Here is a 24,021-nt window from a genome sequence, read left to right on the forward strand (position 1 = left end):
CGCGACGCCCCCCGCGGACCGCTCACAGCTGGGTCGCCGTGCGCTCGGTCAGGCTGTACTTCCTGGCGATCGCGTTCCACAGCCGGGCCGCCTTGGCCTTCTCGATGCTGGCGGTGCCGCTGTCCCGGTTGCCGGCCTGGGTCTGGCCCGTGGTGCGGGCCTGGCCCTTCTTGCAGCCCTTCTTGCCGCCGGCCTGGTCGGCCCAGGACGCGTAGTGGTTGTCGGCGGACGCGGACGCCTGCCAGGCCTTGGTGAGGGCGTCGGTCAGCTCGGCGTGGCTCGGCAACCGGTCGACGGGGAGCGCCTTGAGCCGGGTCACCAGACCGGTGCGCTGGGCCGCCGCGTCCCGCAGGTCCTTGGCCGCCTGGCCGAGGTTCTTGCAGGACTTCACGTTCGCCACCGCGCTGATCACCGAGGAACGGCTGTTGCCACTGTCGGCGAGCAGCTTGTCCAGCTCCGCGGCCTGCGCCTTCGCGGGATCGGCTGAAGGAGAGGCGGAGCCGTCGGTCGCGGGGGCCGTCGCCGACACGGTCTGGTTCTTGTCGCCCCCGTCGCCGCCCCCGCCCCCGGCGAGCAGCGCGCCCGCCCCGATGCCGAGCACGACGATCCCGATGCCCACGGCGGCGATGACCGGCACCCGCGACCGCCTGCGGCCACCTCGGCCGCCGTCGTCGTAGACGTCACCGCCCGGCGGCCCGTACGGCGGCTGGGCACCGTACGACGGCTGCTGGGCCCCGTACGCGGGCGGTACGGCCTCGGGCTGGGCGAACCGTGGCATCTGCTGCGTGGACGCGGCCCCGCCGTCACCGCCCGGCCCACCGCGGAAGAGGTTGTCGAACTCGGAGGGCGGCTGCCGTTCCCCGCCGTAGGGCGCGCCGGCGGTCTGCGCGGGCACGGGCGCGATGAACTGCGTGGCCTCGGCGTCGGGGCCGGTCGGCGCGCTGGGCGGGAACGGTCCGGGGGCCGCGTTCTGCGGGGGCTGCGCGCCGTACGGGGCCTGCGGGTGCTGCCGCGGGTAGTGCGCCGCCTCGGGGGACACCTCGGGTGGGAGCGCGCCGGGGCGGACGGGCGGGAGGTACTGGGTGGCTCCCTCGTGGCCGGCGGGAGCGCCCGTGACCGGCGGTATGAACTGCGTGGCGCCCTCGTCGGCGGGCGGCAGGGGCGCGGACGCGGGTATGCCGGGACCCGACGGGAGCGGCCGGCCCACGGGCGGGAGGTAGTAGGAGGTCGGCTCGTTGGAGTCAAAGCCGGGCGCGGGCTGCTGCTGCGGTGCACCGGCCCCGGGAGCCTCGTAGGGCGCGACCTGGCCCTGCTGCGGGGGCAGCGGCTGGGACTGGGACTGGGGAGCAGGTTGGCCGACCGGCGGCAGGTAGTACGAGGTCGGTTCGTCCGTGTCATACCCCGGCGCGGGCTGCGGCTGGGACTGGGACTGGGACTGGGGCGGTATGCCGCCGGGCTGCTGGGGCGTGCCCCAGGTCTGGGCGGGCGGCTGCGACCAGTCCTGGGCCTGCGGCTGGTCCTGGCTCTGCCGGTCCTGGCCCTGCTGCTGGTCGGGGCCCCATGGGGTGCCCCACGCCTGACCGCCGGGCGGCTGGCCGTAGGACGGGGCGTCGGAAGGCCGGCCGTACGCCGCGTCGGGCGCCGGGCCGGACGGGCCCGGCTGCGGAGGGCCGCCGTGACCGCCCTGCTGCGGGGGGCCGTATCCGGGCTGCGGACCGCCGTGTCCACCCGTCTGTCCCGGCAGCAGGGGTTCCCCACCGTCGGAGGGCAGCACGATGCCTTCGCGCGCTTCGCGCGCCGAGGGCTGCTCGCCCTGTCCACTCTGCGTCACCGGGACTCCTACTGATGCGGGAACTTCGGAATCGTCGGCTCACGCTACCGGGTCCTCCGAGCCCGGTGCCACGTAGCACAGGACGTGACCTGCGTCCCTGTGACCGCAGTAACAAATCCCGGGAGATCACGTGACAGTTCCGGGCCCGCATCCGCTGTATATGTCCTCGTATACGTCCTCCTTTACGCGGCCGCCTGAAGGTCGAGCCGGGCCCCGAACTCCCTGACGACGGCCTCGTCCCGGAACGGCTCGAGGCGCTGCTGGAAGTCGTCGAGGTACTCCGCGCCCCGGTTGGAGCGCAGGGTCTCCAGCAACTCGACCGCTTTCAGGCCGGTGTTGCAGGCCTGTTCGACCTCGCGCTGCTGCACCTGCGCGGAGGCGAGCAGGACCAGCCCGATGGCCCGCCGACGCGCCTTGTTCTCGGGAAGCCCGTCCAGGGACTCCTGCGCGCACCGCGCCGCCGCCTCGGCCTGGCCGAGGTCACGGTGGCAGTGGGCCAACTCGTCCGCCAGATAGGCCTCGTCGAAGTGCGCGATCCAGGCGGGGTCGTCGCCGGAGGAGGGGTCCGCCGCCTCCAGCGCGTGCACGGCCCGTCCGGACGCCACCTGGGTGGCCCGCGCGTCGCCCATGAGCGCGTGCCCGCGGGCCTCCGCCGCGTAGAACATCGCCTCCGCGCGCGGTGTCACCCGGCCCCGCGCCCCCTCCTGCGCCGCCCGCGCCAACTGGGCGATCTCGCGCGGGTTCCCGAGCTGCGCGGCGAGGTGGCTCATGGACGCGGCGAGCACATAGCCGCCGTATCCGCGGTCGCCCGCGGCCTGAGCGAGCCGCAGCGCCTGGATGTAGTACCGCTGGGCCAGGCCCGGTTGCCCGGTGTCGATCGCCATGTACCCGGCGAGCTCCGTCAACCGCGCGACGGCGGCGAACAGTTCACGCCCGATCGCCTCCCGGTACGACCCCGCGAGCAGCCCGGAGACCACGCTGTTGAGGTAGTGCACGACGACCGGGCGCACATGCCCGCTGCCGTACTGGTGGTCGAGGTCGACGAGCGCCTGGGTCATCGCGCGCACGGCCGCCACGTCGGACTGCCCCACGCGCGGGCCCGCCTGGCGCGCCACCTGCGAGTCGGGCGACGAGATCAGCCAGTCACGGCTCGGCTCCACCAGCGCGGACGCGGCGACCGAGGAGCCGGACAGGAAGTCCCGGCGGCCCACGTCACTGCGCCACAGCTCACACACCTGCTCGATGGCGCCCAGTACCGTCGGCGAGAACTGGAGCCCGACGCCGGAGGCGAGGTTCTTGCCGTTGGCCATGCCGATCTCGTCGATCGTGACCGTACGGCCGAGCTTGCGCCCGAGGGCCTCCGCGATGATCGCGGGCGCCCTGCCCCGCGGCTGCTGTCCGCGCAGCCAGCGGGCCACGGACGTCTTGTCGTAGCGCAGGTCGAGGCCGTGCTCGGCGCCGCACATGTTGACCCGGCGGGCGAGCCCGGCGTTCGAGCACCCCGCCTCCTGGATGAGCGCCTGCAGCCGTTCGTTCGGCTGCCGCGCGACGAGAGGCCTTGCGGCCATTGGCGTACCCCCTGTGGCTGCGGTGCCTGCCCACGCACCGAGTTGACGTGTCTTCCACCGGATCGGTCCGTCGGATCCCTTCGAACCCACCGAAAAGATCCGGCCGTGAAGATCAATGCCCCACCATGACGTCTAAAATGCGAGGCATGCGAGGATTGCCGGGGTAAAGGCAGAAGCCTGCCCCCCTCGTGGTTACCCAGCTCACGCCCCGGTTCCTCTCGCGCGCCCCCACCCGTGCACCCATGCGCCCCAGATGCCCGATCAATGCTCCTCCCCCGCGCGCGCAGGTCCTGGCGTCGGACCGGCTCCGTCCGCCCGAAGGGCGTGCCTCGCCGGTGGCGACGGGGATCCCCCCGCGATCCCCCGCGCGAGCGCGGCCGAGAACGGGGGAATGCGTGCCGGCGAACGCGCGGCAGAAGTCGGTCCGACGCCGCGGCCCGGCCGTAACCCGAGGTGGGCGCGGGAGTTGTGCTGAGCGTGGAAGAGACGATCGCGGGCACCGAAGCCGCTCAGATTCCGAAGCAGCGCGGGGAATCGCTGCTGGAGACAGCCGTTCGATACGCCGAGGAGCGCCACTGGGACGTCTTCCCCGGCACCTGGCTGGAAGCCGTCGACGGGGTGCAGCGGTGCTCCTGCGGTGACGCCGCGTGCGCCGTGCCCGGGGCACACCCCTCTCGGGAGGACTGGGCGACGCAGGCCACCGGCAGTGCGACGGTCGCGCGCCGGATGTGGCAGAAGCAGCCGACGGCTTCCATTCTGCTGCCGACCGGCCGGACGTTCGACGCGATCTCCGTCCCGGAGTCGGCGGGGTTCCTGGCGCTGGCCCGCATGGAGCGGATGGAGTTGACCCTGGGGCCCGTGACGTTGACGCCTGACCGCCGGATGCACTTCTTCGTGTTGCCGGGGGCGTCGGTGAAGGTGCCGGAGCTGGTACGGAAGCTCGGCTGGACGCCCTCGTCGCTCGATCTGGTCGCGCTCGGGGAAGGGGCGTACGTCGCCGGGCCTCCTACTCGGTACGGATCGTCCGGCGCCGTTCAGTGGGCCTGCCGTCCGACGCCCGCGAACCGCTGGCTTCCGGATGCCGAGGAGTTGATCTCCCCGCTCGCCTATGCCTGCGGTCGGGATCGGTGACGTGCGCCCGTAGGGTTGGCGTTCATGACGTCGGCTGTGAGTGTGCGTGGGCTCTGGAAGCGGTTCGGGCAGCAGGTCGCTGTCGCCGGGATTGATCTCGAACTGCCTGCCGGGAAGTTCATCGGGCTTGTCGGGCCCAACGGAGCCGGCAAGACCACCACGCTCTCCATGGTCACCGGGCTGCTCCGCCCCGATCAGGGGTCGGTCGAGATCGTCGGGCAGGACGTCTGGCGGGACCCGGTGAACGTCAAGGCGCGGATCGGGGTCCTGCCCGAGGGACTGCGGCTGTTCGAGCGGCTGTCCGGCCGTGAACTGCTCGCCTATTCCGGCCGGTTGCGGGGGCTGCCCGGGGCCGAGGTCGACCGGCGGGCCGCTCAGCTGCTCGACGTACTCGATCTGGCCGGGGCCCAGCACAAACTGGTCGTCGACTACTCGACCGGCATGCGGAAGAAAATCGGGCTCGCGGCGGCCCTCCTCCACAACCCCGAAGTGCTCTTTCTCGACGAGCCGTTCGAGGGCGTCGACCCCGTCTCCGCACAGACCATCCGGGGCGTCCTCGAGCGGTACACCTCCTCCGGCGCCACCGTCGTCTTCTCCTCGCATGTGATGGAGCTCGTGGAGTCCCTGTGCGACTGGGTGGCCGTCATGGCCGCCGGGCGCATCCGCGCCCACGGGCCGCTCGACGAGGTGCGCGGCGGCGCGCCCTCCCTGCAACGGGCGTTCCTCGAACTGGTCGGCGCACAGGGGCAGGACACCGGCGCGAACCTCGACTGGCTGGGCGGCGGGGCCCGATGACGGGAGACATCACCCCGGTCGTCGTACGGCTGAAGCTGTCGCTGCTCAGGAACGGCCTGCGGCAGTCCGGCGGGCGGCGGGCCGCCTACATCGCCTCGGCCGTCGCCGTACTCCTCATCTCCGTCCTCCAGCTGCTCGGCCTCATCGCCCTGCGCGGCGACGAGCACGCCGCCTCCGTCGTCGTCCCGCTGGTCGCCGTGCTGACGGTCGGCTGGGCCGTGATGCCGCTGTTCTTCCCCGGCGGAGACGAAACCCTCGACCCCACCCGCCTGGTGATGCTGCCGCTGCGGCCCCGGCCCCTCGTACGGGCGCTGCTGGTGGCCTCGCTGGTCGGCATCGGGCCGGTGTTCACGCTCTGCATGCTGGTGGGATCCGTCGTCTCCGTCGCGCACGGCGCGATGGCGTACGTCTTCGCCGTGCTCGGTGTCGTGCTCGCGCTGCTGGTCTGCGTGGCCCTCGCGCGGGCCGTCGCCGTGGCCAACATCCGGCTGCTGACCAGCCGCAAGGGCCGCGATCTGGCGGTGCTGAGCGGACTGGTCATCGCGGTCGGCGCGCAGGTGGTGAACTTCGGCGCGCAGCGGCTCGGCTCGGGCGGACTGGGGCAGCTGGACGGGCCCGCCGAGGTGCTGAAGTGGATCCCGCCCGCCTCGGCGATCGGAGCGGTCGACTCGGCGAGCGAGGGGTCGTACGGGATCGCGACCCTCCAACTGGCTCTCTCGGTGGCCGCGTTGACCGGCCTGCTCGCCCTCTGGTCCCGCCATCTGACCCGGTTGATGACCTCCCCCGACGGCTCCACCCTCCCCTCCTCCCAAGGTGCCGCCCGTGAGCGGAACTCGACGGGGCTCGCCCGGCTGCTGCCGGCCGGCCGCACCGGCACCGTCATGGAACGCAGCCTGCGCTATGTGTGGCGCGATCCCAAGACCAAGGCCGCGTGGGTGACCTCGCTGGCCATCGGGCTGATCGTGCCGGTGTTCAACGCGGTGCAGGGCACGGGGTCCATCTATTTCTCGTGCTTCGCCGCGGGCATGCTCGGCGTGCAGATGTACAACCAGTTCGGGCAGGACACCTCCGCGTTCTGGATGGTCGCGATGACCATCTCCTCGACGCGGGACGCCTATGTCGAACTGCGGGGGCGGGCGCTGGCGCTGCTGGTGATCACATTGCCGTACGCCACCCTCGTCACGGTGCTGACGACCGCGCTGATCGACGACTGGCCGAAGCTCCCCGAGGTGCTCGGCGTGTCCTTCGCGCTGCTCGGGGCGATGCTGGCGACCGGGGCGTGGACGTCGGCGCGCTTTCCGTACTCGATCCCGCAGGAGGGCTACAAGAACGTGGCCCCGGGACAGTCCGGTCTCGCCGCTGCCGCCGTCGTCGGGGGGATGGTCTCGGCCGCCCTGCTGTGCGCTCCCGTGATCGCCCTGACGATCTGGGCCAACCTCAGCGCGGACGGCGACGAGTGGAGCTGGATACTGCTGCCGGTCGGCGCGGTGTACGGCACCGTGATCACACTGGCGGGCCTACGCCTGGCGGCCCCACGAACGGCCCGCCAACTTCCGGAGATCCTGGTGGCGGTCAGCAAGGGCTGACCGGGCCGTGGTCCGGGTCCGGGGGCCGCGCAGGCCCGTCAGTCGTTGACCGGGGCGTCCAGGCCGTCCAAACCGTCCAGGAAGGGCTCTATGGCGGCCCGCCATGCCTCCGGCTGGTCGTAGTGGACGAGGTGGCCGGCGTCGGCGACCTCGGCGTACTCGCCGCGGGGCAGGACGCGGACCATCTCCTGGGCCTCGGCGCGGCCCAGTTCGCCGTCGAGGCCGCGGACGACCAGGGCGGGGCACCTGACCTGGGTGAGTTCCTCCCAGTGGGCGTCGTAGACCCAGGTCTCGCGGGACGACAGCATCTGCTCGGGCTCGAAGACGGGGCGCCAGCCGTCGGGAGACTCGGCCATCACCTCGGCGTAGAACTCGCCGCGCGCCGGGTTGGGCCGCTCCACCCAGGGGTCGTCCTCGCCGAACCACTTGCGTACGTCGGCGAGCGTGGCGAAGGGGACGGGCCAGGCCTTGAACCACTCGCCCCACTCCCGCTGCGAGGCGGCGCCGAGCGCGGAGGCCCGCATGTCGCAGATGATCACTCCGCGGACCAGGTCGGGTCGACGCGCGGCGAGCTGCCAGGCGGTGAGGGCGCCCATCGCGTGGCCGATGAGGACGGTCGGGGCGAGGTCGAGCTGTTCGAGGGCCGCCTCGGCGTCCTCGACGTACGCGTCACGGGTGAAAGCGGCCCGAGGGGGCTTGTCGCTCTGGCCGTGACCGCGCTGGTCGAGCGCGATGGCACGGTAGCGCTCGGAGAGCCAGCGGGCGGTCGACGCCCAGTGCGAGGCTCGGCCCATCAGGCCGTGGAGTAACAGCACCCCGGGTGATCGTTTCTCCGGGGCCTGCGGGAGCCCCCTCGCCGGATCCGTCGGATCGGTCGGATCGGTCGGGTCGGTCTTGGGAGGGTCCCCGAACTCCCAGGCCGCAAGACGTACGCCGCCCGCCCCGGTCACGTCGATACGCCGCGCCATTGGCACCCCCCTAGCTCCGCCCGGACCGCCCACTCCCGCTCGAGCCGCCCTGTGAACCGTGTCCTGACTGCCGTGCCTGTCCTGTCTGTCGTTGTGCTGTACATCTCTGCAGCGCACGTCCCGTGCGTCCCGTCACTCGCAGACTATCGAATACACATTCGAAGATGCGCCCTCGGCGCGGCAACACCCCTCGTTCGAGTGACCGCACTCAAGGAATGATCGCCGCCGCCGAGGGGAGATCTTCAGCGGGAGGCGGACCGCTCGGGGAAATCGGTCCGAGGGGAACGACCCTGAGAGCTCGGGGCTCCGGGTCAACACAGGGGAGGACCGGCCCCGGCACCGAAAGGTGCCGGGGCCATCCATACGCCTACGGCACATCCGCCCGCCCCCTCAGGTCATATGCCCCACGCGACAGCCTCGCACGGGAAGCGTCACAGCGCTGCGATTCCGCACAGCGAATCCTGGACCCGACAGCCCCCGGGAAGAGACCCAGCAAAGCCACAACTGCCCCACAGCTCCCGGCAATTGAACCCCCCGGCCGCCGTCAGCGCTTGGCCACGAACACATGCGAGGCAACATCCGACTCCAGCTCCGCGGCCTCGCCACCGCTGCCCACCAGCACCCCGCCCGCCGACTCCGTCACACTCACCACCGAACCGGGCTGCACACCCGCCCGACGCAACGTGTACATCAACTGCGCGTCCGTCTGAATCGGCTCACCGATACGGCGTACGACGACCGTCTTGCCGTCGAGACCCGGGTCCAGCTCGGCCAGCGACACCATGCCCTCGTCCAGGAACGGATCGGCACCGTCCTTCTCACCCAGCTCCTCCAGACCCGGGATCGGATTGCCGTACGGCGACTCGGTGGGATGACGCAACAGCTCCAGCACCCGACGCTCCACCGCCTCACTCATCACATGCTCCCAGCGACACGCCTCCGCATGGACCTGCTCCCACTCCAGGCCGATCACATCCACCAACAGGCACTCCGCCAACCGGTGCTTGCGCATCACACGCGTGGCCAGCCGCCGGCCCTCGTCCGTCAGCTCCAGATGCCGGTCACTGGCGACCGACACCAGCCCGTCCCGCTCCATCCGCGCCACGGTCTGGCTGACCGTCGGCCCACTCTGGTCGAGCCGCTCGGCGATCCGGGCGCGCATGGGGACCACACCTTCCTCCTCCAGCTCGAGGATGGTGCGGAGATACATCTCCGTAGTGTCGATCAGTCCGGACATACGTGCCCCTTGATGAGATCGCCGGAAGCACGACAGCTTCCCGGCTCGTGCGCTGGCCCTGACATCAATTCTGCCGGATACCACTGACAAGCGTGCCGCGCCGTTGAAACCAAGCGGTTACGACCAGGCGCGCGGCCGTATTGACATCCCACTGGTCCAGACCGCACGGTGATCCGCGACACGGCGACGAAGGGTTGGACGACTCATGGGCGAGACGGGCTCCGCGAACGCTGACGGCAAGCTGTCCGGACAGTTCCTCGACGCCGCGATCGAACTGCTCCAACGGGTCCGGGACGAAGAGGCCGAGTCCGTCGCGACAGCCGGTGAACTCCTCGCCGACACCGTCGCCAACGGAGGCCGCCTCTTCGCCTTCGGCGCCGGACACTCCTCACTCGCCGCACAGGACCTCGTCTACCGCGCCGGCGGACTCGCCCTCATGAACCTGCTCACCGTCCCGGGAGCCGTCGGCGTCGACGTCATGCCGGCCACCCTCGGCTCCGCCCTCGAACGCGTCGACGGCCTCGCGAGCGCCGTCCTGAACTGCTCGCCCCTCCGCGCGGGCGACGCCCTCGTGATCATCTCCCTCTCCGGCCGCAACGCCCTCCCCGTGGAAATGGCCCTGACCGCGCGCTCACTGGGCGTGAAGGTCATCGGCGTCACGTCGGTCGCCTACACGACGGAGACGAAGCCCCGCCACAGCTCCGGCACCTTCCTCAAGGACCACTGCGACGTCGTCCTCGACTCCAAGATCGCCGTCGGCGACGCGGAACTCTCCCTGGACACCATCCCGGCCCCCTTCGCCCCCGCCTCCACGGTCGTGACCTCGGCACTGCTCCAGGCGGTTATGGCCACGGCGGCGGGAGCACTGGCGGAACGGGGGATCGAGCCGCCACTGCTGCGGTCGGGCAACGTGGACGGCGGTCTTGAGTGGAACGAGCGGGTGTTCGAGGAGTACGGGGACCGGATCTTCTACCGGCAGTAAACAGAACGCAGACGACCCGCGAGCTCTGGTCCCTCCGCCTTGCGGCGAGGGAGCCGGCCGGACGTACCGGCGAGCTCGCGGGTCGGGTGACTGCGTTGAATTGGCCGGCTGCGTGCATCTCGTGCACGCGGGTCCGGCACCGCACTCAGTGGGTGACGGGCGCTAGCCCGCAGCCACCTCGCTAGTCCGGGTTTCATTCATGTACCGGATCACCTCCTTTCTCGCGTAAGCCACACACTAGGAAGCGTTCCGGCGGCGATCAACCAATTTTTCGAGATGTCGACTCCTACGGCTCCGGGCGGGTGCTGTAGCCGTATCCGTCACCCCGCTGCAGCAGCTTCAGATTCCAGTGGGAAACGTTGATACGGCCTTCCGGCGTCGTCATGCTGTGCTGTCCCCTGGCACGCACGGAGATGCGGCCGGTCCAGGCGCCTGCCCACTTGCCCGTCGGGACATCGGCCCGTACGAGATCGCCGGTCACGTACCCGAAGTGCTGTTTGGCACGGGCTCGGCGAAGACGCGGAAATCCGAAGCGGTCCGGAGTGGTGCGGGCGTACGACCCACGTCCTGTCGCTCTGACGACGAGCACCTGCCCGGGATACCGCACGATGGCATCGCCGCTCTCATGGTCCAGACGCCCGACGGACAGCGCGTCCAAGGTGTGCGTCTTCGGCAGCCCCATGGCGCTGCGGTTCCATTTGGTACGGCCACCTGACCAGGCGTGAACAGGCTTGCCGAGGTCGCTGAGTCTCTCCGTGAGCTGCCATCGGGTCGCGTTCATGGCTGCGGCGTCCTGGAGTGGCGTTCTGAGCTGTCGGACGATCTTCGCGAGCCGGTCGGGCTGGTCGGCGAGGAAGATCTCGACAGGGGTGTTGTTCTTGGCCTGGTTGCAGGGGGCGCAGGCGAGGACGAGGTTGGAGATGCGGTTGGAGCCGCCTCGGCTGCGGGGGCTGACGTGGTCGATGTTCAAGGGCACGCCAGTAATGCCGCAGTAGGCGCAGGCGTTGTTCCACTGTGCGCGTAGGTAGGCGCGGGCTTCGGTTCCGGCGAGTGTGCCCTGTTGGTATTCGCTTGCGGTGAGGGCTCTTCCCTCACTCATGGCGTGGGTGTCGAAGGCTACGCGTTCGATGTGGATGTCGGTGACGGGTGCGTAGCGGCAGAGGCGGGCGGCCTGGGAGTAGGTGGTGTCGACGCGGTGGCGCCGGGAGGGTGGTAGCCAGCCGGTGGGGCGTGTTCGGTTGTTTGAGCGGGGTTTTCGGTAGCGGCAGTTGCCGGAGCGTCGGCGGTGTCGGTAGCCGGCTCGCTGTTGCATGGATCGGTGGATCTGGTCGCCGCGGTGCTGGAGTTCGAGCGCTACGAGGCCGCGTCTGACGGTGACGACGGCGCCGTGCTCATCGATTTCTTTCTTCTCGTCGGTGAGGGCGAGACCGGTGCCCTTGGAGCCGGGATCGATACGTAACTGGACGCCATCGACCTCGGATTCAGCGCGTGCGCGGTCCTTCAGGCGGATGGTGAACGGCACTTGTCGAGCGACGACAGCCCTTCCCTTGCCCAGGAGTTCGCGGGCTCTGGCCGGATGGCAGGGCATGAGGGGGTCTCCCTCCTTGGACAGCACGAAAACCCTGCTCGCGCCGATGCCGCCTGCGTATGACGGGTTGTGCGGGGAAGCGTCACCGCTTCCGTTCTCTGCCGCCTCCGCTGCCGTGGCAGCGCTCTTGGCGTGACGCCGACGGGGCCTGGTGCTGCGCCCGTCGGTCTCCCCTCGCCCATGTTCCCGGCCGGTGCCCCGCGCGGTGGCGGGGTGTCCGTGAGCCGTTTCGTCCCTGCTCCCAGGGGTGTCTACTCTCACGGATTCCAGAGCAGGCTGCTGAGGAAGCACAGCCTGGTGGGTCTGCTCGCCTGCGGGGAACGTAGTCATCGGGGCACCTCCCTGATCTTGCGGATCGCGATGACTGGGGCTGGTCACTCGACAACCGTGCGGTTGGGGAGCGAGTGACCTCCCCTCTTCGGTGCGCCTGCAACGTTAGTGATCAAGTGCCAGCCGATCTGTTGAATCACCAGAAGGCACTCATCAGTGCGAAAGATCGCAAACAGCCGAACGCGTAGTCGATCCACCTGTTAGGGGATCTCGTCAAGCCGACTTGTCCGCCAGGAGGGCGTGACAGCGATTAGCGTTCCGTGCATGACAACTCGACGAGCGATCACGAGCGGTTCCTCCTTCGAGGAACGGATCGGGTACGCGCGCGCCGTGGTCGACGGGGACCGGGTGCATGTGTCCGGGACGACCGGGTTCGACTATGCCGCGATGACGATCTCGGACGACGTGGTGGAGCAGGCCGAGCAGTGTCTCTGGAACATCGGGGCCGCGCTGGCCGAGGCGGGGTGCACCTTGGCGGATGTGGTGCGGGTGCGCTACCTGTTGCCCGATCGGGACGACTTCGAGCCCTGCTGGCCGGTCCTGCGCCGCCACTTCGGCGATGTCCGGCCGGCCGCCACGATGCTCGTGTGCGGCCTCGCCGATCCCCGGATGAAGATCGAGATAGAGGTGGACGCGCGAAGGGGAAGTGGTGACCGTGACTGATCTGCGGATCGAGCCCGTCGTAGGGGACGGCATGCTCGAGCAGTGGCGGTATGTGCACAACGTGATTGTTCCGCCGGCTGCCATGAGCGCCGAGGGCGTACGCGAGCGTGGCCGGCGGTATCGGCTGGAGAACGCGTATCTCGGGGACACGCTCGTGGGGTGCTCGACGGTGCGGCCGCCGGACGGAGACGACGCCGTGGCGACCGTCATCGCGCGCGTGCTGCCCGATTACCGGGGGCGGGGTTTCGGGGCGGCTCTGTACGAGAAGGGTCTTGATCATGCGCGTGTGCTCGGCGCCAGGGTGATCGAGACATGTGTGCTGACCGTCAATGGGGACGGAGTGCGGTTCGCGCTGGCGCGCGGGTTCGTCGAGGTCGACCGGTACGTGCTGGACGGCGAGAGCGACGAGTGGATCGACCTGCGGCTGGAGCCGGACCGGAAGCCTGTTTAAGGGGATTCGGAGCGTTTCCGGCGTACAACGATTCCTTCAATCTTGCGGGAACCAGGTGTGTGCTGCGTCACGTTCGAGTTGAATGATTGTTAGTGAGTGAAGCAGCCGGCAGGGGGTCCAGGTGAGTGCTTCCCGGCGTAGTGGGACCACCGACGAGCTGGGTCCGGACGGGCCCGGGCCGGACGGTCCGGAGGGATCGGACGGCGGCTCGGACCTGCTCGCCGCGCTCCTCGACGGGATGGACGCGGCACTGTGTGCCTTCGACGCGGACGGTGTCGTCACCCATTGGAATCGTGAGGCGGAGCGGATCCTCGGCTGGACCGCGGCCGAGGCCGTGGGGCGGCACGGGTTCGCCGGGTGGGCGGTACGGCGGGCGGACGCCGAGGAGGTCGAGGCGCGGCTGATGTCCGCCATGCAGTCGCCCGGGCGGCAGGTGCACGAGTTCGCGCTGCTGACCAAGGACGGCGGCCGGGTGCTCGTACGCACCCAGTCCGCGGCAGTACGCGGGCCCGACGGGAAGCCGGCCGGGGTGTACTGCGCCTTCAGTGAGGTGCACACGCAGATCGATCTGGAGCGGTCGATCGCGCTGAGCGAGGCCCTGTTCGAGGACGCCTCGTGGGGTGTCGTGCTCGTCGACGCAGATCTGCGGCCCGCGGTGGTCAACGCGCACGCGGCCCGGTCGCTGGGGATCGGGCGTACGTCCGTGCTGGGGCGGCCCCTCGGGGAGCTCCTCGCGCAGGGCGTGGAGGAGCTGGAGAGCGCGCTCACGCATGTGCTGGCCGAGGGCGCGCCACCGGCGCCGGCCGAGATCTGGGTGGGAGTGCGGACTCCGGACGGCGAGAAGCGGCGCTGCTGGCGCTGCGGGTTCGTACGGCTGTCCTCGCCGCTCGCGGAGGAGCCGGTGCCGTTGGGCGTCGGCTGGCTGTTCCAGGACGTCACCGAGGCCAAGCAGAGCGAGCAGGAGGCGTCGCTGCTGCGGTTCCGGACGAATCAGCTGCACCGGGCGGCCCGGGCGGCCGCGGAGTGCGAGGATCCGGTCGAGGCCGCCGTCGTACACCTGGACTTCGCCCTCGCCGGGTTCGCCGACCACGCGCTGATCGACCGGGTCGCCGGGGGCGCGGTGGCCGACGGCGAGGAGACGGATCCGGTACGTCTCGTACGGGTCGCCGCGACGCCCTCCGGGGCGCCCGGGCCGAGTCTGCAGGCGTCGGGCAAGGCTGGGTTGCCCGTGCGGTACGGCGAGGGACATCCGGCGCTGCAGTGCGTGGACCGGATCGGTTCGGTGCGGGCGAGTGTGGGGTCGGTGTCGGGTGAACGGGCCCGTGAGTGGGCCGAGGCCCGGCAGTGGCCCCCGGATGTGGTGCACGCGTTGTGCGCGGTGCTGCGGAGCCGGGGGCGGACGCTGGGCGTGGTGACGTTCCTGCGGGGGTCCGGGAGGGGACAGTTCGAGCGGGGCGACGCGGTGTACGCGGAGGACGTGGCGGTCCGGATCGCTGCGGCGCTGGATCTGGGTGGGGTGGTGGGGCGGGCGTAGGGCTGCCTTGAGCTGCTTCCTCAGGCGCTGAGCCGCTTCTTCAGGGGCTGAGCCGCTTCTTCAGGGGCTAAGCCGCTCCACCCGCCAGCTCCCGTCCGGCTCCGTCACGTACCTCAGCCGGTCGTGGAGGCGGTTTTCGCGGCCCTGCCAGAACTCGATGGTCTCCGGCGCGACTCGGAAGCCGCCCCAGTTCGGGGGGACCGGGACCTGTGCGCCCTCGGGGTAGCGGGCGGCGAGTTCGGCGTAGGCGGTGTCGACCTGGTCGCGTGTGTCGATGACGGAGGACTGGGCGCTGGCCCAGGCGCCGAGCTGGGAGCCGTGGGGGCGGGTGCGGAAGTAGGCGGCGGTCTCGTCGCGGCCGGTGCGGCGGGCGAGGCCGGTGACGATGACCTGGCGGCCCATGGGGTGCCAGGGGAAGAGCAGGCAGACGTACGGGTTCTGTGCGAGGTCTTTCGCCTTGCGGGAGTCGTAGTTCGTGTAGAAGACGAAGCCCTGTTCGTCGAACTGCTTGAGGAGCACCGTGCGGGAGCTGGGGCGGCCCTCGGCGTCGGCGGTGGAGACGACCATGGCGTTGGGCTCGAAGAGGTGCGCCTCGGTGGCCGCCTGCTTGAACCAGCGCGCGAACTGTTCGACGGGGGTGGCGGCGAGGTCGGTCTCGGCGAGACCTTCCATGCGGTACTGCCGGCGCATGGAGGCGGGGTCCGGGGCGGCGGCGTCTGCTGCTTCGGTCACGCGGTCATCTTGCCGTACGGATGACTCGCCCACCGATGGTGGCACTGAGTGCCGCGGAGGCTCCCCAAAGGTGGCACTCGGGGATATCGTGAAGTCATCCGTCGTCCACATCATGAGGAGCCGCCTGATGTCCGACTTCGACCCCGGCTTTGTCCCTGGCCTCGAAGGAGTCATCGCGTTCGAGACGGAGATCGCCGAACCGGACAAGGAGGGCGGCGCGCTGCGGTACCGGGGCGTCGACATCGAGGATCTGGTCGGTCATGTCTCGTTCGGCAACGTGTGGGGGCTGTTGGTCGACGGCGCCTTCAATCCGGGTCTGCCGCCCGCCGAGCCGTTCCCGATCCCGGTGCACTCCGGGGACATCCGTGTGGACGTCCAGTCGGCGCTCGCCATGCTCGCCCCGGTGTGGGGGCTCAAGCCGCTGCTCGACATCGATGCCGGGCAGGCGCGTGCCGACCTCGCCCGGGCTGCCGTGATGGCTCTGTCGTACGTCGCGCAGTCCGCGCGTGGGCAGGGGCTGCCGATGGTGCCGCAGCGGGAGATCGACAAGGCGCAGTCGGTCGTCGAGCGGTTCATGATCCGCTGGCGGGGGGAGCCGGATCCCAAGCATGTGGCCGCGGTGGACGCCTACTGGACGTCGGCCGCGGAGCACGGGATGAACGCGTCGACGTTCACCGCGCGCGTGATCGCCTCCACGGGGGCCGATGTCGCCGCCGCGCTCTCGGGGGCGGTGGGTGCCATGTCCGGGCCGCTGCACGGCGGGGCGCCCTCGCGGGTGCTCGGGATGATCGAGGAGATCGAGCGGACGGGGGACGCGGAGGCGTACGTCAGGCAGGCGCTGGACCGGGGTGAGCGGCTGATGGGGTTCGGGCACCGGGTGTACCGGGCCGAGGATCCCCGCGCGCGTGTGTTGCGTCGTACCGCGCGGGAGCTGGGGGCGCCGCGGTTCGAGATCGCGGAGGCGCTGGAGAAGGCGGCGCTGGCGGAGTTGCATGCGCGGCGGCCGGACCGGGTGCTGGCCACGAACGTGGAGTTCTGGGCGGCCATCGTGCTCGACTTCGCGGAGGTGCCGGCGCACATGTTCACGTCGATGTTCACGTGTGCGCGTACGGCGGGGTGGTCGGCGCACATTCTCGAGCAGAAGCGGACGGGGCGGCTGGTGCGGCCTTCGGCGCGGTATGTGGGGCCCTCGGCGCGGGATCCGCGGGACATCGAGGGGTTCGGGGACATCGCCGACTAGGGCCTGTCCGGCGGATCAGGCCGACTGCAAGCAACGGTGCCTGATCCGTGCAGGTGAGCGGGGTCTGGTGCGTGCAGCTGCAAGGCGGAGGAGGGCGTCGACGCGGAGCGTCGGCAACCGACGACAACGCCGCAGATGCGCGTGCCAGACCCCGCGACGTCGGCATGATCCGCCGGACAGGCCCTAGAGCCCGGGACGGCGCTGGGCCGGTCACCGCGGCACGCTCGAGGCCATCGCGTGGATGTACCGCACCAACTCGCCCTGGCGGGACCTCCCCGAGGAGCTCGGCTCGTCCCAGCGGCCCACAAGCGGCTGATCAGGTGGGCCGTCGACGACATCGGCTGGACCGTATCGGTCGACTCCACCGTCGTCCGGGCCCACCAGCCCGCCGCGGGAGCACTCAAAAGGGGGGCCGCGGGCCGTAACGAGCCACCCGATCACGCACTCGGACGCTCCCGCGGCGGGCTGAGCACAAAGATCCACCTGACCGCAGACAGTCATGCACGGCCCCTGGCTCTGGCCGTCACCGCGGGGCAGGCCGGTGACGCGCCCGCTTTCGAGACGGTCATGGCCCGCATCCGGGTGCCCAGGACGGGCCCCGGCCGGCCCCGGACTCGCCCCATCATGGTCCTGGCGGATCGCGCGTACTCATCCCGCGCGATCCGCCGCCACCGGACCGCCTTCCGGCCTCGCGTCAAGGAAGAGCTGCTCGCACGGCGGCATCTTGAAGCGGTCGAGAGAGCCGTTCAGCCGATGGTGAAGCGCTGGTTCTGGGCGCCTCGGTCGCAGCGGGCAGTGCGGTAGTAGCCGTCGTCCTGCTGGTAGAGGCAGCGGCCCGTGCCGACGCTTTGGAGCATGACGGCGCTGCGGGCGGCGGGCTGGACGGTGCGCCATTTCTGGTATGAGCCGCCGTTACAGCGCAGGGGGTAGACGTCGCCCCGGTCATTGCTGTCGAGGCAGCGGTCCCAAGTGTAGTTCTTAAGAGTGGTGCTGGTGTTGAGGCGGCCGTTCCAATGCCACAGGATGCTGCCGCGTCCGCTGTTGCAGCGGTCGCCCTTGAGGCCGGTTTCGTCCATCTCGCGCAGGCAGTCACCGTAGCGGTAGTTCGCGAAGTGGCTGGTGGTGGTGGCAGCCGAGGCGGGTGTGGGGGTGAGGAGGGGGAGGGCGAGGGTGGCTGCGGCGATGAGGGCGGCGAAGGCTTTCCGGGGCGGGCGGCGCACTGGGGGTCTCCTTGCAGTGGCTTTCAGAGGTACCTCGACAGGATTCCCGAACACCACCGCCTATGCCTGAAAAATGGGGAAAACCCCCTGATCGAGCGGCTCTTGCCGGCCGATCCGGTCCCGGGGACGGCGCTGGGCCGATCAGACACATCCGATCAACTGACCAACCCATCAAAGAGACACCTCTAGGCCAGTTCTAGGCCAGAGCCTCGTTCAGCAGGACCGTCCACTGCGCCACCACACGGTCGCGTCTGGCCGCGTCGTCGGTGAGGAGGTTGGCCAGGCCCAGGCCTCTTGCCATGTCCAGGAGTCCCTGGACCGTTTCGCGGACTCCGGGGCGGGACTCGTCCGCGCCGAGCAGGTCCACGGCGATGCGGTGGGTCTCGCGGCCTACGCGGGCCTCCAGTTCGGTGACCTGGGGGCGCAGTTGTTCCTCGTTGGAGGCGGCGACCCAGAGGTGGAGGGCGGCGCGGAACAGCGGGCCGGTGTAGAGGTCCACGAGGGCTGAGATCACCGCGCGGCGGTCTTGTGCCGCGCCCTGCGGGAACAGGGCGCGCAGGGCTGTGGAGCGCTCCTCCGCCACGTATTCGACCGCTGCGGTGAAGAGGTCCTCCCGCGTGGGGAAGTGGTGCTGGGCGGCGCCTCGGGAGACGCCGGCGCGTTCGGCGACGACGGTGACGGTGGAGCCGGCCCAGCCGTGTTCGGCGAGGCAGGCCACGGCGGCTTCGAGGAGGCGCTGCCGGGTGGCCCGGCTGCGGTCCTGCTTGGGTACGCGTTCGGCGCGGTCGCCGATCGTGGTCACACCAGCCATGAGGGATCCCGTCGTTCCAGGAAGGCCGTCATGCCCTCGCGCGCGTGCGGTGAGGCGAACAGCCGGGCCGAGAGCGCGGTCAGGTGGGCCGCGTCCCGGTCGAAGGTCTCCAGCACCCTAGCCGTGAGCAGCCGTTTCGTCTCGGCCAGGGCCTCGGGGGCGGCCCGGCGCAGACCGTCCAGGATCGGTTCGAGTACGGCGTCCACGTCGTCGCCCGCCGTCGTGACCAGGCCGATGCGGGCCGCCTCGGCGGCGTCGAAGCGCTCGCCGGTGAGGTAGTGGCGGGCGAGGGCGCGGGGGTCGGTGCGGGGCAGCAGCGTCAGTGAGATGACCGCGGGGGCCACCCCGATGCGTACCTCGGTGAAGGCGAAGGTCGACTCCGTGGACGCGGCCGCGATGTCGCAGGCGGCGAGGAGGCCGAGGCCGCCCGCGCGGACGTGGCCGGTGACGCGTGCGACGACCGGTTTGCCGAGTTCCACGATCTGCCGCAGGAGCCCCACCAGGGCGGCCGGGTCCGGGGGGTCCTTCAGATCGGCGCCCGCGGAGAAGGTGTTGCCGGTGTGGGTGAGGGCGATCGCGCGTACGGCGTCGTCCTTGGCGCAATCCGCCAGGCTGGAGGCCAGCTCCCCCACGAGCGCCGCCGAGAGGGCGTTGCGGTTGTGCGGGGAGTCGAGGGTGAGGGTTTCGATGCCACGCGCGCGTGTGCGGCCGATCAGTGTCATGCGCGCTCCCTGAGCTGTCGTCGGAGGATCTTGCCGGAGGCGGCCCGGGGCACCGCGTCGATGAAGGTGACCTGGCGGACGCGTTTGTAGGGGGCGACGCGCTCGGCGACGTACATCATGACCTCGCCCTCGGAGAGCCCGGTGGCGGTCGGCTGACGGACGACGAAGGCGTGCGGGACCTCGTTGCCGTCGTCGTTGTAGGTGCCGATGACGGCCGCGTCGGCGATGCCGGGGTGGGTGAGCAGGAGGGCCTCCAGTTCGGCTGGGGCCACCTGGAAGCCCTTGTACTTGATCAGCTCCTTGACCCGGTCGACGACGAACAGCCAGCCGTCGGCGTCGACGTGGCCGATGTCGCCGGTGTGCAGCCAGCCGTCGGGGTCGATCATCGCGGCGGTGTCGTCGGGGCGGCCGAGGTAGCCCTTCATGATCTGCGGGCCGCGGATCAGGATCTCGCCGGGTTCGCCGATGTCGAGGTCCTTGTCGGGGTCGTCGAGGGAGACGATCCGCATCTCGGTGCCGGCGATGAGCTTGCCCACCGTTCCCGGGGGTGCCTCGTGCATGGCGGACAGGGGGACGACGTGGGTGCCGGGCGAGAGTTCGGTCATGCCGTAGGCCTGGCCGACGGGCGGCAGGCCGAGCCGGGCCGAACAGGCGGCGGCGAGCCGGGCGTCCAGGGGGGCGGCGGCGCTGACGATGTAGCGCAGGGACGACAGGTCGTAGTGCTCGACCAAGGGGTGCTTGGCGAGGGCGAGGACGATCGGCGGGGCCACGTACAGGCCGGTGATGCGGTGGTTCTGGATCGCGGCGAGGAAGGTCTCCAGGTCGAAGCGGGGCAGGACGACGACGGAGGCGCCGAGGCGCAGGGGTGCGTTCATGAGGGCCGTGAGGCCGTAAATGTGAAAAAAGGGAAGAACCGCCAGGATGCGGTCATCGGGGCCGGCCCCCATCAGCGGTTCGAGCTGGGCGAGGTTGGTGGCGATCTGCCGGTGGGTGAGCATCACGCCCTTGGGGGTGCCGGTGGTGCCCGAGGAGTACGGCAGTGCCGCCACGTCCGTGACCGGGTCGATGGCGAGGTCCGGCTCGGGGGCCGTCGAGGACAGCATGTCGGTCAGGGAGCGGTGGCCGGGCGCGCTGTCGCAGACGAAGATCTCCCGTACCCCGCCGGCGAGTTCGGCGGCACGCCGTGCCGTCTCCAGGAGTGGGGAGACGGTGACGATCCAGCGGGCCGCGGAGTCACTGAGCTGCTTGGCGAACTCCTCCGGGGTGGAGAGCGGGTGCACGGTCGTGACGGAGGCACCCGCGCGCGTGGCGGCGTAGAACGCGGCCGGGAAGGCGATCGTGTTGGGGCTGTGCAGCGCGAGCACGTCACCCTTGGCGACGCCCGCCTCCGCGAGACCGGCGGCGACCCGGCGGTGGAACCGGTCGAGCTGTCCGTAGGTGAGGGTGGCCCCGTCGGTTCCGTCGATCAGGGCGGGCGCGTCACCGAACTCGGGGGCGCGGGCGAGGACCGCGTCGTGGATGGGGAGTTCGACGGGTGGGACGTCTGCGTACTCGCTGCGGAACACGGTTCCTCCAAGGCGGGCTAGTACGACTTGGGCAGGCCCAGGGTCTGGTGGGAGACGTAGTTGAGAATCATCTCCCTGCTCACCGGTGCGATACGAGCCACGCGCGCGGCCGTTATCAACGAGGCGAGCCCGAACTCCCGGGTGAGGCCGTTGCCGCCGAGGGTGTGGACCGCCTGGTCCACCGCCTTCACACAGGCCTCCCCCGCGGCGTACTTCGCCATGTTGGCGGCCTCTCCCGCGGCCACGTCGTCTCCCGCGTCGTAGAGGTACGCGGCCTTCTGCATCATCAGGCGGGCCAGTTCGAGGTCGATGTGGGCCTGGGCGAGGGGGTGGGCGATGGCCTGGTGGGCGCCGATGGGGGTGTTCCAGACCGTGCGGTCCCTGGCGTAGGTGATCGCCTGGGAGAGGGCGTAGCGGCCCATGCCGATCGCGAAGGCGGCCGTCATGATGCGTTCGGGGTTGAGGCCGGCGAAGAGCTGGAGGAGGCCCGCGTCCTCGTCTCCCACGAGGGCCTCGGCGGGGAGGCGTACGTCGTCGAGGGTCAGCTCGAACTGCTTTTCCGCCGCCTGGAGTTCCATGTCGATCTGGCGGCGGGTGAAGCCGGGGGCGTCCCGGGGGACGATGAAGAGGCAGGGCTTGAGGCGGCCGGTGCGGGAGTCTTCGGTGCGGCCGACAATAAGGGTGGCGTCGGCTATGTCCACACCGGAGATGAAGACCTTGCGGCCGGTGAGCAGCCAGTCGGCTCCGTCGCGGTGGGCCGTGGTGGTGATGCGGTGGGAGTTGGAGCCGGCGTCCGGCTCGGTGATGCCGAAGGCCATGGTGCGGGTGCCGTCGGCGAGGGCGGGGAGCCACTCTCGCTTCTGTTCCTCGGTGCCGAAGCGGGCGATCACTGTGCCGCAGATGGCTGGAGACACGACCATCATGAGGAGGGGGCAGCCGGCTGCGCCCAGCTCCTCGAGGACGATGGAGAGTTCGGCGATGCCGCCGCCGCCTCCTCCGTATGCCTCGGGGAGGTTGACTCCCAGGTAGCCGAGTTTGGCTGCCTCGGACCAGAGTTCTTCTCGGTTGAAGTCGCGGCCGTGGCGTTTGCCGAGGGCGGCTACTGCTTCTCGTAGGGACTTGTGCTCGTGGGTTTCGGTCGTGGGCATGTGGCTCCTTCGTGGGGGCTGGGCGCGCCCGCGCGGCGGTAGCCGCAAATTGACGCAGCCCCGCGCCCCTACGTGGGTTCGACTACCGCCAATAGAGAGCCGACCGTTACTTGCTGGCCGACAACTGCATTCAGTTCGCTGAGCGTTCCTGTGTGCGGTGCCGTGATCTTGTGTTCCATCTTCATTGCCTCCAGCCACACCAAAGGCTCTCCGGCCTCTACTGCGGCTCCCTCGGCCAAGCCCTCGGCGATGCGGACCACCGTTCCCGGCATAGGAGCCAGGAGGGAGCCCGGGGCGTGTTGCGTGGTGGGGTCGGGGAAGCGGGGCAGTGCCGTCAGAGTTGCCCCGTTGACGTACACCTGGTCGCCGTACCTCGCCACCTCGAACGTCCGCCGCACACCCTCCACTTCGAGTACGACCCGGCCCGCGTCCGCGTGGAGCACGCGCACCCCGTCCGCCTCCAGGCCGCCCTGCCTCGTGTGGCGGTAGTGGACCTCGTGCTCCTCGCCCGCCATCGCGTACCGCTTCGTCTGCGGGGCCGAGGGCAGGTTGCGGAAGCCTCCGAAGCGGGAGTGGCCGACCGCGTCCGCGAGGGCCGCCGCCAGGGGGGCGTACGGGTCGGAGTGCGGCTCCGTTAGGGCGGGCAGGTGACGGTCGTAGAAGCCCGTGTCCATGCGGGCCGTCGTGAACTCCTTGTGGCGCAGGGAGTTCACCAGCAGGTCCCGGTTCGTCGTCGGGCCGTGGATCGTCGCCCTTTCCAGGGCGCCCGCCAGTTTGCGGACCGCCTCCGCGCGCGTGGGGGCGTGCGCGACGACCTTCGCGAGCATCGGGTCGTAGTGGACGCCGATGTCGTCGCCGCTCTCGTAGCCCGTGTCCAGGCGGACGGACGGGGGGAGCGACAGGTGGTGCAGGGTGCCGGTCTGGGGGGTCCAGTCCCGCGCGGGGTCCTCGGCGTAGAGGCGCGCTTCGACGGCGTGGCCACGCGCGCGTGGGGGCTCGTCGGGCAGCGGGGCCCCTTCGGCGACGCGGATCTGTTCCGCCACCAGGTCGATGCCGAACACCGCCTCCGTCACCGGGTGTTCGACCTGGAGGCGGGTGTTCATCTCCAGGAAGTGCGCCCGGGTGCCGGAGACCAGGAACTCGACCGTGCCCGCGCCCACGTAGTCCACCGCGCGCGCGGCTCGTACCGCCAGCTCGTGCAGTTCCTCCCTGAGGTCGTCCGGGAGTCCGGGGGCCGGGGCCTCCTCGATCACCTTCTGGTGGCGGCGCTGGAGGGAGCAGTCGCGGGTGCCCAGGGCCCACACCGTGCCGTGGGTGTCGGCGAGGATCTGGACCTCGACGTGGCGGCCGTCCTCGACGTACGGCTCGACGAAGACCTCGCCGTCGCCGAAGGCGCTCGCGGCCTCGGCGCGTGCGCTCTCCAGGGCGGCGGCCAGGTCCTCGATGCGGCGGACGACGCGCATTCCGCGGCCTCCGCCGCCCGCGGCCGCCTTCACCAGCACCGGCAGATCGGCCGGCGTCACGTCCGTGAGGGGCGCGAGGCCCATCAGTTCCTTGGCCCGTGTCTTGGACGCCATCGCCTCGATCGCGGACGGCGGCGGGCCGATCCAGACCAGGCCCGCGTCCAGGACCGCCCGCGCGAAGTCGGCGTTCTCGGAGAGGAAGCCGTAGCCGGGGTGCACGGCGTCGGCACCGGAGGCGATCGCCGCCTTCACGATCAGGTCGGCGCGCAGGTAGGTGTCGGCGGGGGCCGCTCCCGGGAGTCGTACGGCCGCGTCCGCCACGCGCGTGTGGAGGGCGTTCGCGTCCGGGTCCGAGTGCACCGCGAAGGTTCGGATTCCCAACTCACCACAGGTGCGGAAGATCCGGCAGGCGATCTCGCCCCGGTTGGCGACGAGCACAGAAGTGATCACTGAAGG

General features: G+C 70.7%; 20 protein-coding genes and 1 pseudogene. 9 read left to right on the forward strand and 12 right to left on the reverse strand.

Translation table 11 applies throughout. The annotated features are described in order from the left end of the window. Positions 1 to 22: 22 nt before the first annotated feature. Positions 23 to 1,831, reverse strand: a complete 1,809-nt coding sequence (locus ACIBJB_RS40020; RefSeq protein WP_398938546.1) for a hypothetical protein — start codon at positions 1,829 to 1,831, stop codon at positions 23 to 25. Positions 1,832 to 2,013: 182 nt separating this feature from the next. Beyond that, entirely contained in the window at positions 2,014 to 3,399 is a 1,386-nt protein-coding gene (locus ACIBJB_RS40025) for a transcriptional regulator (RefSeq protein WP_398938548.1), read from the reverse strand. 468 nt (positions 3,400 to 3,867) lie between these two features. On the opposite strand from ACIBJB_RS40025, the gene ACIBJB_RS40030 reads away from it, so the two are divergent. From ACIBJB_RS40030 to ACIBJB_RS40040, 3 genes are read left to right on the forward strand one after another with little or no spacing between them, the layout of a single operon-like run. Beyond that, positions 3,868 to 4,530, forward strand: a complete 663-nt coding sequence (locus ACIBJB_RS40030; protein ID WP_398938550.1) for a bifunctional DNA primase/polymerase — start codon at positions 3,868 to 3,870, stop codon at positions 4,528 to 4,530. A gap of 24 nt (positions 4,531 to 4,554) precedes the next feature. After that, positions 4,555 to 5,325 (forward strand): ABC transporter ATP-binding protein, encoded by a 771-nt coding sequence (locus ACIBJB_RS40035; RefSeq protein WP_398938552.1) that lies wholly within the window; start codon positions 4,555 to 4,557, stop codon positions 5,323 to 5,325. Next, positions 5,322 to 6,911 carry a transporter gene (locus ACIBJB_RS40040; protein ID WP_398938555.1) on the forward strand — a complete coding sequence of 530 codons (1,590 nt, stop codon included), beginning with the start codon at positions 5,322 to 5,324 and terminating at the stop codon, positions 6,909 to 6,911. The genes ACIBJB_RS40035 and ACIBJB_RS40040 overlap by 4 nt, the downstream gene beginning before the upstream one ends. 38 nt (positions 6,912 to 6,949) lie before the next feature. On the opposite strand, the gene ACIBJB_RS40045 is transcribed toward ACIBJB_RS40040, so the two are convergent. Together ACIBJB_RS40045 and ACIBJB_RS40050 are read right to left on the reverse strand one after the other, a co-directional pair. Further along, positions 6,950 to 7,879, reverse strand: coding sequence for an alpha/beta fold hydrolase (locus ACIBJB_RS40045; protein ID WP_398938557.1), 930 nt, complete (start codon positions 7,877 to 7,879; stop codon positions 6,950 to 6,952). A gap of 544 nt (positions 7,880 to 8,423) precedes the next feature. Then, positions 8,424 to 9,116: a metal-dependent transcriptional regulator gene (locus tag ACIBJB_RS40050; RefSeq protein WP_057608532.1), complete on the reverse strand. Its 693-nt coding sequence runs from the start codon at positions 9,114 to 9,116 to the stop codon at positions 8,424 to 8,426. A 205-nt stretch (positions 9,117 to 9,321) separates the two neighbouring features. On the opposite strand from ACIBJB_RS40050, the gene ACIBJB_RS40055 reads away from it, so the two are divergent. Continuing rightward, positions 9,322 to 10,098, forward strand: coding sequence for an SIS domain-containing protein (locus ACIBJB_RS40055; protein ID WP_398938559.1), 777 nt, complete (start codon positions 9,322 to 9,324; stop codon positions 10,096 to 10,098). A gap of 286 nt (positions 10,099 to 10,384) precedes the next feature. On the opposite strand, the gene iscB is transcribed toward ACIBJB_RS40055, so the two are convergent. After that, a complete protein-coding gene (gene iscB, locus ACIBJB_RS40060) occupies positions 10,385 to 12,016 on the reverse strand; it encodes an RNA-guided endonuclease IscB (protein ID WP_398938561.1) in 1,632 nt (543 codons plus the stop codon). A 264-nt stretch (positions 12,017 to 12,280) separates the two neighbouring features. On the opposite strand from iscB, the gene ACIBJB_RS40065 reads away from it, so the two are divergent. The 3 genes from ACIBJB_RS40065 (at position 12,281) to ACIBJB_RS40075 (ending at position 14,664) form a co-directional block, all read left to right on the forward strand. Beyond that, positions 12,281 to 12,679, forward strand: a complete 399-nt coding sequence (locus ACIBJB_RS40065) for a RidA family protein (RefSeq protein ID WP_398938563.1) — start codon at positions 12,281 to 12,283, stop codon at positions 12,677 to 12,679. Then, positions 12,672 to 13,130, forward strand: coding sequence for a GNAT family N-acetyltransferase (locus ACIBJB_RS40070; RefSeq protein ID WP_398938735.1), 459 nt, complete (start codon positions 12,672 to 12,674; stop codon positions 13,128 to 13,130). The genes ACIBJB_RS40065 and ACIBJB_RS40070 overlap by 8 nt, the downstream gene beginning before the upstream one ends. A 121-nt stretch (positions 13,131 to 13,251) precedes the next feature. Further along, a complete protein-coding gene (locus ACIBJB_RS40075) occupies positions 13,252 to 14,664 on the forward strand; it encodes a PAS domain-containing protein (RefSeq protein ID WP_398938567.1) in 1,413 nt (470 codons plus the stop codon). 60 nt (positions 14,665 to 14,724) lie between these two features. Here ACIBJB_RS40075 and pdxH read toward each other — a convergent pair whose 3' ends face one another. Continuing rightward, positions 14,725 to 15,354 (reverse strand): pyridoxamine 5'-phosphate oxidase, encoded by a 630-nt coding sequence (pdxH, locus tag ACIBJB_RS40080; RefSeq protein ID WP_398938737.1) that lies wholly within the window; start codon positions 15,352 to 15,354, stop codon positions 14,725 to 14,727. A 169-nt stretch (positions 15,355 to 15,523) separates the two neighbouring features. Between pdxH and ACIBJB_RS40085 the strand changes: the two genes are divergently transcribed. Together ACIBJB_RS40085 and ACIBJB_RS40090 are read left to right on the forward strand one after the other, a co-directional pair. Beyond that, positions 15,524 to 16,636, forward strand: coding sequence for a citrate synthase 2 (locus tag ACIBJB_RS40085; protein ID WP_398938569.1), 1,113 nt, complete (start codon positions 15,524 to 15,526; stop codon positions 16,634 to 16,636). A 193-nt stretch (positions 16,637 to 16,829) separates the two neighbouring features. Continuing rightward, positions 16,830 to 17,308, forward strand: a pseudogene (locus tag ACIBJB_RS40090) (IS5 family transposase); the annotation flags it as partial. A 74-nt stretch (positions 17,309 to 17,382) separates the two neighbouring features. On the opposite strand, the gene ACIBJB_RS40095 reads toward ACIBJB_RS40090, so the two are convergent. The 6 genes from ACIBJB_RS40095 to ACIBJB_RS40120 all read right to left on the reverse strand — a co-directional run bounded on the left by ACIBJB_RS40095 (position 17,383) and on the right by ACIBJB_RS40120 (position 24,015). Further along, positions 17,383 to 17,856, reverse strand: a complete 474-nt coding sequence (locus ACIBJB_RS40095; RefSeq protein ID WP_398938571.1) for an RICIN domain-containing protein — start codon at positions 17,854 to 17,856, stop codon at positions 17,383 to 17,385. Between the two features lie 196 nt (positions 17,857 to 18,052). Then, the gene (locus ACIBJB_RS40100; RefSeq protein ID WP_398938573.1) at positions 18,053 to 18,667 is read right to left on the reverse strand and encodes a TetR/AcrR family transcriptional regulator; all 615 of its coding nucleotides are present in this window, start codon (positions 18,665 to 18,667) and stop codon (positions 18,053 to 18,055) included. Beyond that, positions 18,655 to 19,389, reverse strand: a complete 735-nt coding sequence (locus ACIBJB_RS40105; RefSeq protein ID WP_398938575.1) for an enoyl-CoA hydratase family protein — start codon at positions 19,387 to 19,389, stop codon at positions 18,655 to 18,657. The genes ACIBJB_RS40100 and ACIBJB_RS40105 overlap by 13 nt, the downstream gene beginning before the upstream one ends. Beyond that, on the reverse strand, positions 19,386 to 20,954 hold the full coding sequence (locus tag ACIBJB_RS40110; RefSeq protein WP_398938577.1) for a 4-coumarate--CoA ligase family protein: 1,569 nt from the start codon (positions 20,952 to 20,954) through the stop codon (positions 19,386 to 19,388). Before ACIBJB_RS40110 ends, ACIBJB_RS40105 begins: the two co-directional genes overlap by 4 nt. Positions 20,955 to 20,971: 17 nt before the next feature. Continuing rightward, positions 20,972 to 22,102, reverse strand: a complete 1,131-nt coding sequence (locus ACIBJB_RS40115) for an acyl-CoA dehydrogenase family protein (RefSeq protein ID WP_398938579.1) — start codon at positions 22,100 to 22,102, stop codon at positions 20,972 to 20,974. Between the two features lie 68 nt (positions 22,103 to 22,170). Beyond that, complete coding sequence (locus ACIBJB_RS40120; protein ID WP_398938581.1) at positions 22,171 to 24,015, reverse strand: biotin carboxylase N-terminal domain-containing protein; 1,845 nt, start codon at positions 24,013 to 24,015, stop codon at positions 22,171 to 22,173. Positions 24,016 to 24,021: the final 6 nt, after the last annotated feature.

Source organism: Streptomyces sp. NPDC050759 (assembly GCF_044456945.1).
Lineage (GTDB): Bacteria > Actinomycetota > Actinomycetes > Streptomycetales > Streptomycetaceae > Streptomyces.

What these genes read in the sequence shown, in the direction of transcription:
- ACIBJB_RS40025 (WP_398938548.1), bottom strand. Translation starts at nt 3,399, where the DNA reads ATGGCCGCAAGGCCTCTCGTCGCGCGGCAGCCGAACGAACGGCTGCAG.
- ACIBJB_RS40035 (WP_398938552.1), top strand. Translation starts at nt 4,555, where the DNA reads ATGACGTCGGCTGTGAGTGTGCGTGGGCTCTGGAAGCGGTTCGGGCAG.
- ACIBJB_RS40040 (WP_398938555.1), top strand. Translation starts at nt 5,322, where the DNA reads ATGACGGGAGACATCACCCCGGTCGTCGTACGGCTGAAGCTGTCGCTG.
- ACIBJB_RS40045 (WP_398938557.1), bottom strand. Translation starts at nt 7,879, where the DNA reads ATGGCGCGGCGTATCGACGTGACCGGGGCGGGCGGCGTACGTCTTGCG.
- ACIBJB_RS40050 (WP_057608532.1), bottom strand. Translation starts at nt 9,116, where the DNA reads ATGTCCGGACTGATCGACACTACGGAGATGTATCTCCGCACCATCCTC.
- ACIBJB_RS40055 (WP_398938559.1), top strand. Translation starts at nt 9,322, where the DNA reads ATGGGCGAGACGGGCTCCGCGAACGCTGACGGCAAGCTGTCCGGACAG.
- iscB (WP_398938561.1), bottom strand. Translation starts at nt 12,016, where the DNA reads ATGACTACGTTCCCCGCAGGCGAGCAGACCCACCAGGCTGTGCTTCCT.
- ACIBJB_RS40065 (WP_398938563.1), top strand. Translation starts at nt 12,281, where the DNA reads ATGACAACTCGACGAGCGATCACGAGCGGTTCCTCCTTCGAGGAACGG.
- pdxH (WP_398938737.1), bottom strand. Translation starts at nt 15,354, where the DNA reads ATGCGCCGGCAGTACCGCATGGAAGGTCTCGCCGAGACCGACCTCGCC.
- ACIBJB_RS40085 (WP_398938569.1), top strand. Translation starts at nt 15,524, where the DNA reads ATGTCCGACTTCGACCCCGGCTTTGTCCCTGGCCTCGAAGGAGTCATC.
- ACIBJB_RS40100 (WP_398938573.1), bottom strand. Translation starts at nt 18,667, where the DNA reads ATGGCTGGTGTGACCACGATCGGCGACCGCGCCGAACGCGTACCCAAG.
- ACIBJB_RS40105 (WP_398938575.1), bottom strand. Translation starts at nt 19,389, where the DNA reads ATGACACTGATCGGCCGCACACGCGCGCGTGGCATCGAAACCCTCACC.
- ACIBJB_RS40115 (WP_398938579.1), bottom strand. Translation starts at nt 22,102, where the DNA reads ATGCCCACGACCGAAACCCACGAGCACAAGTCCCTACGAGAAGCAGTA.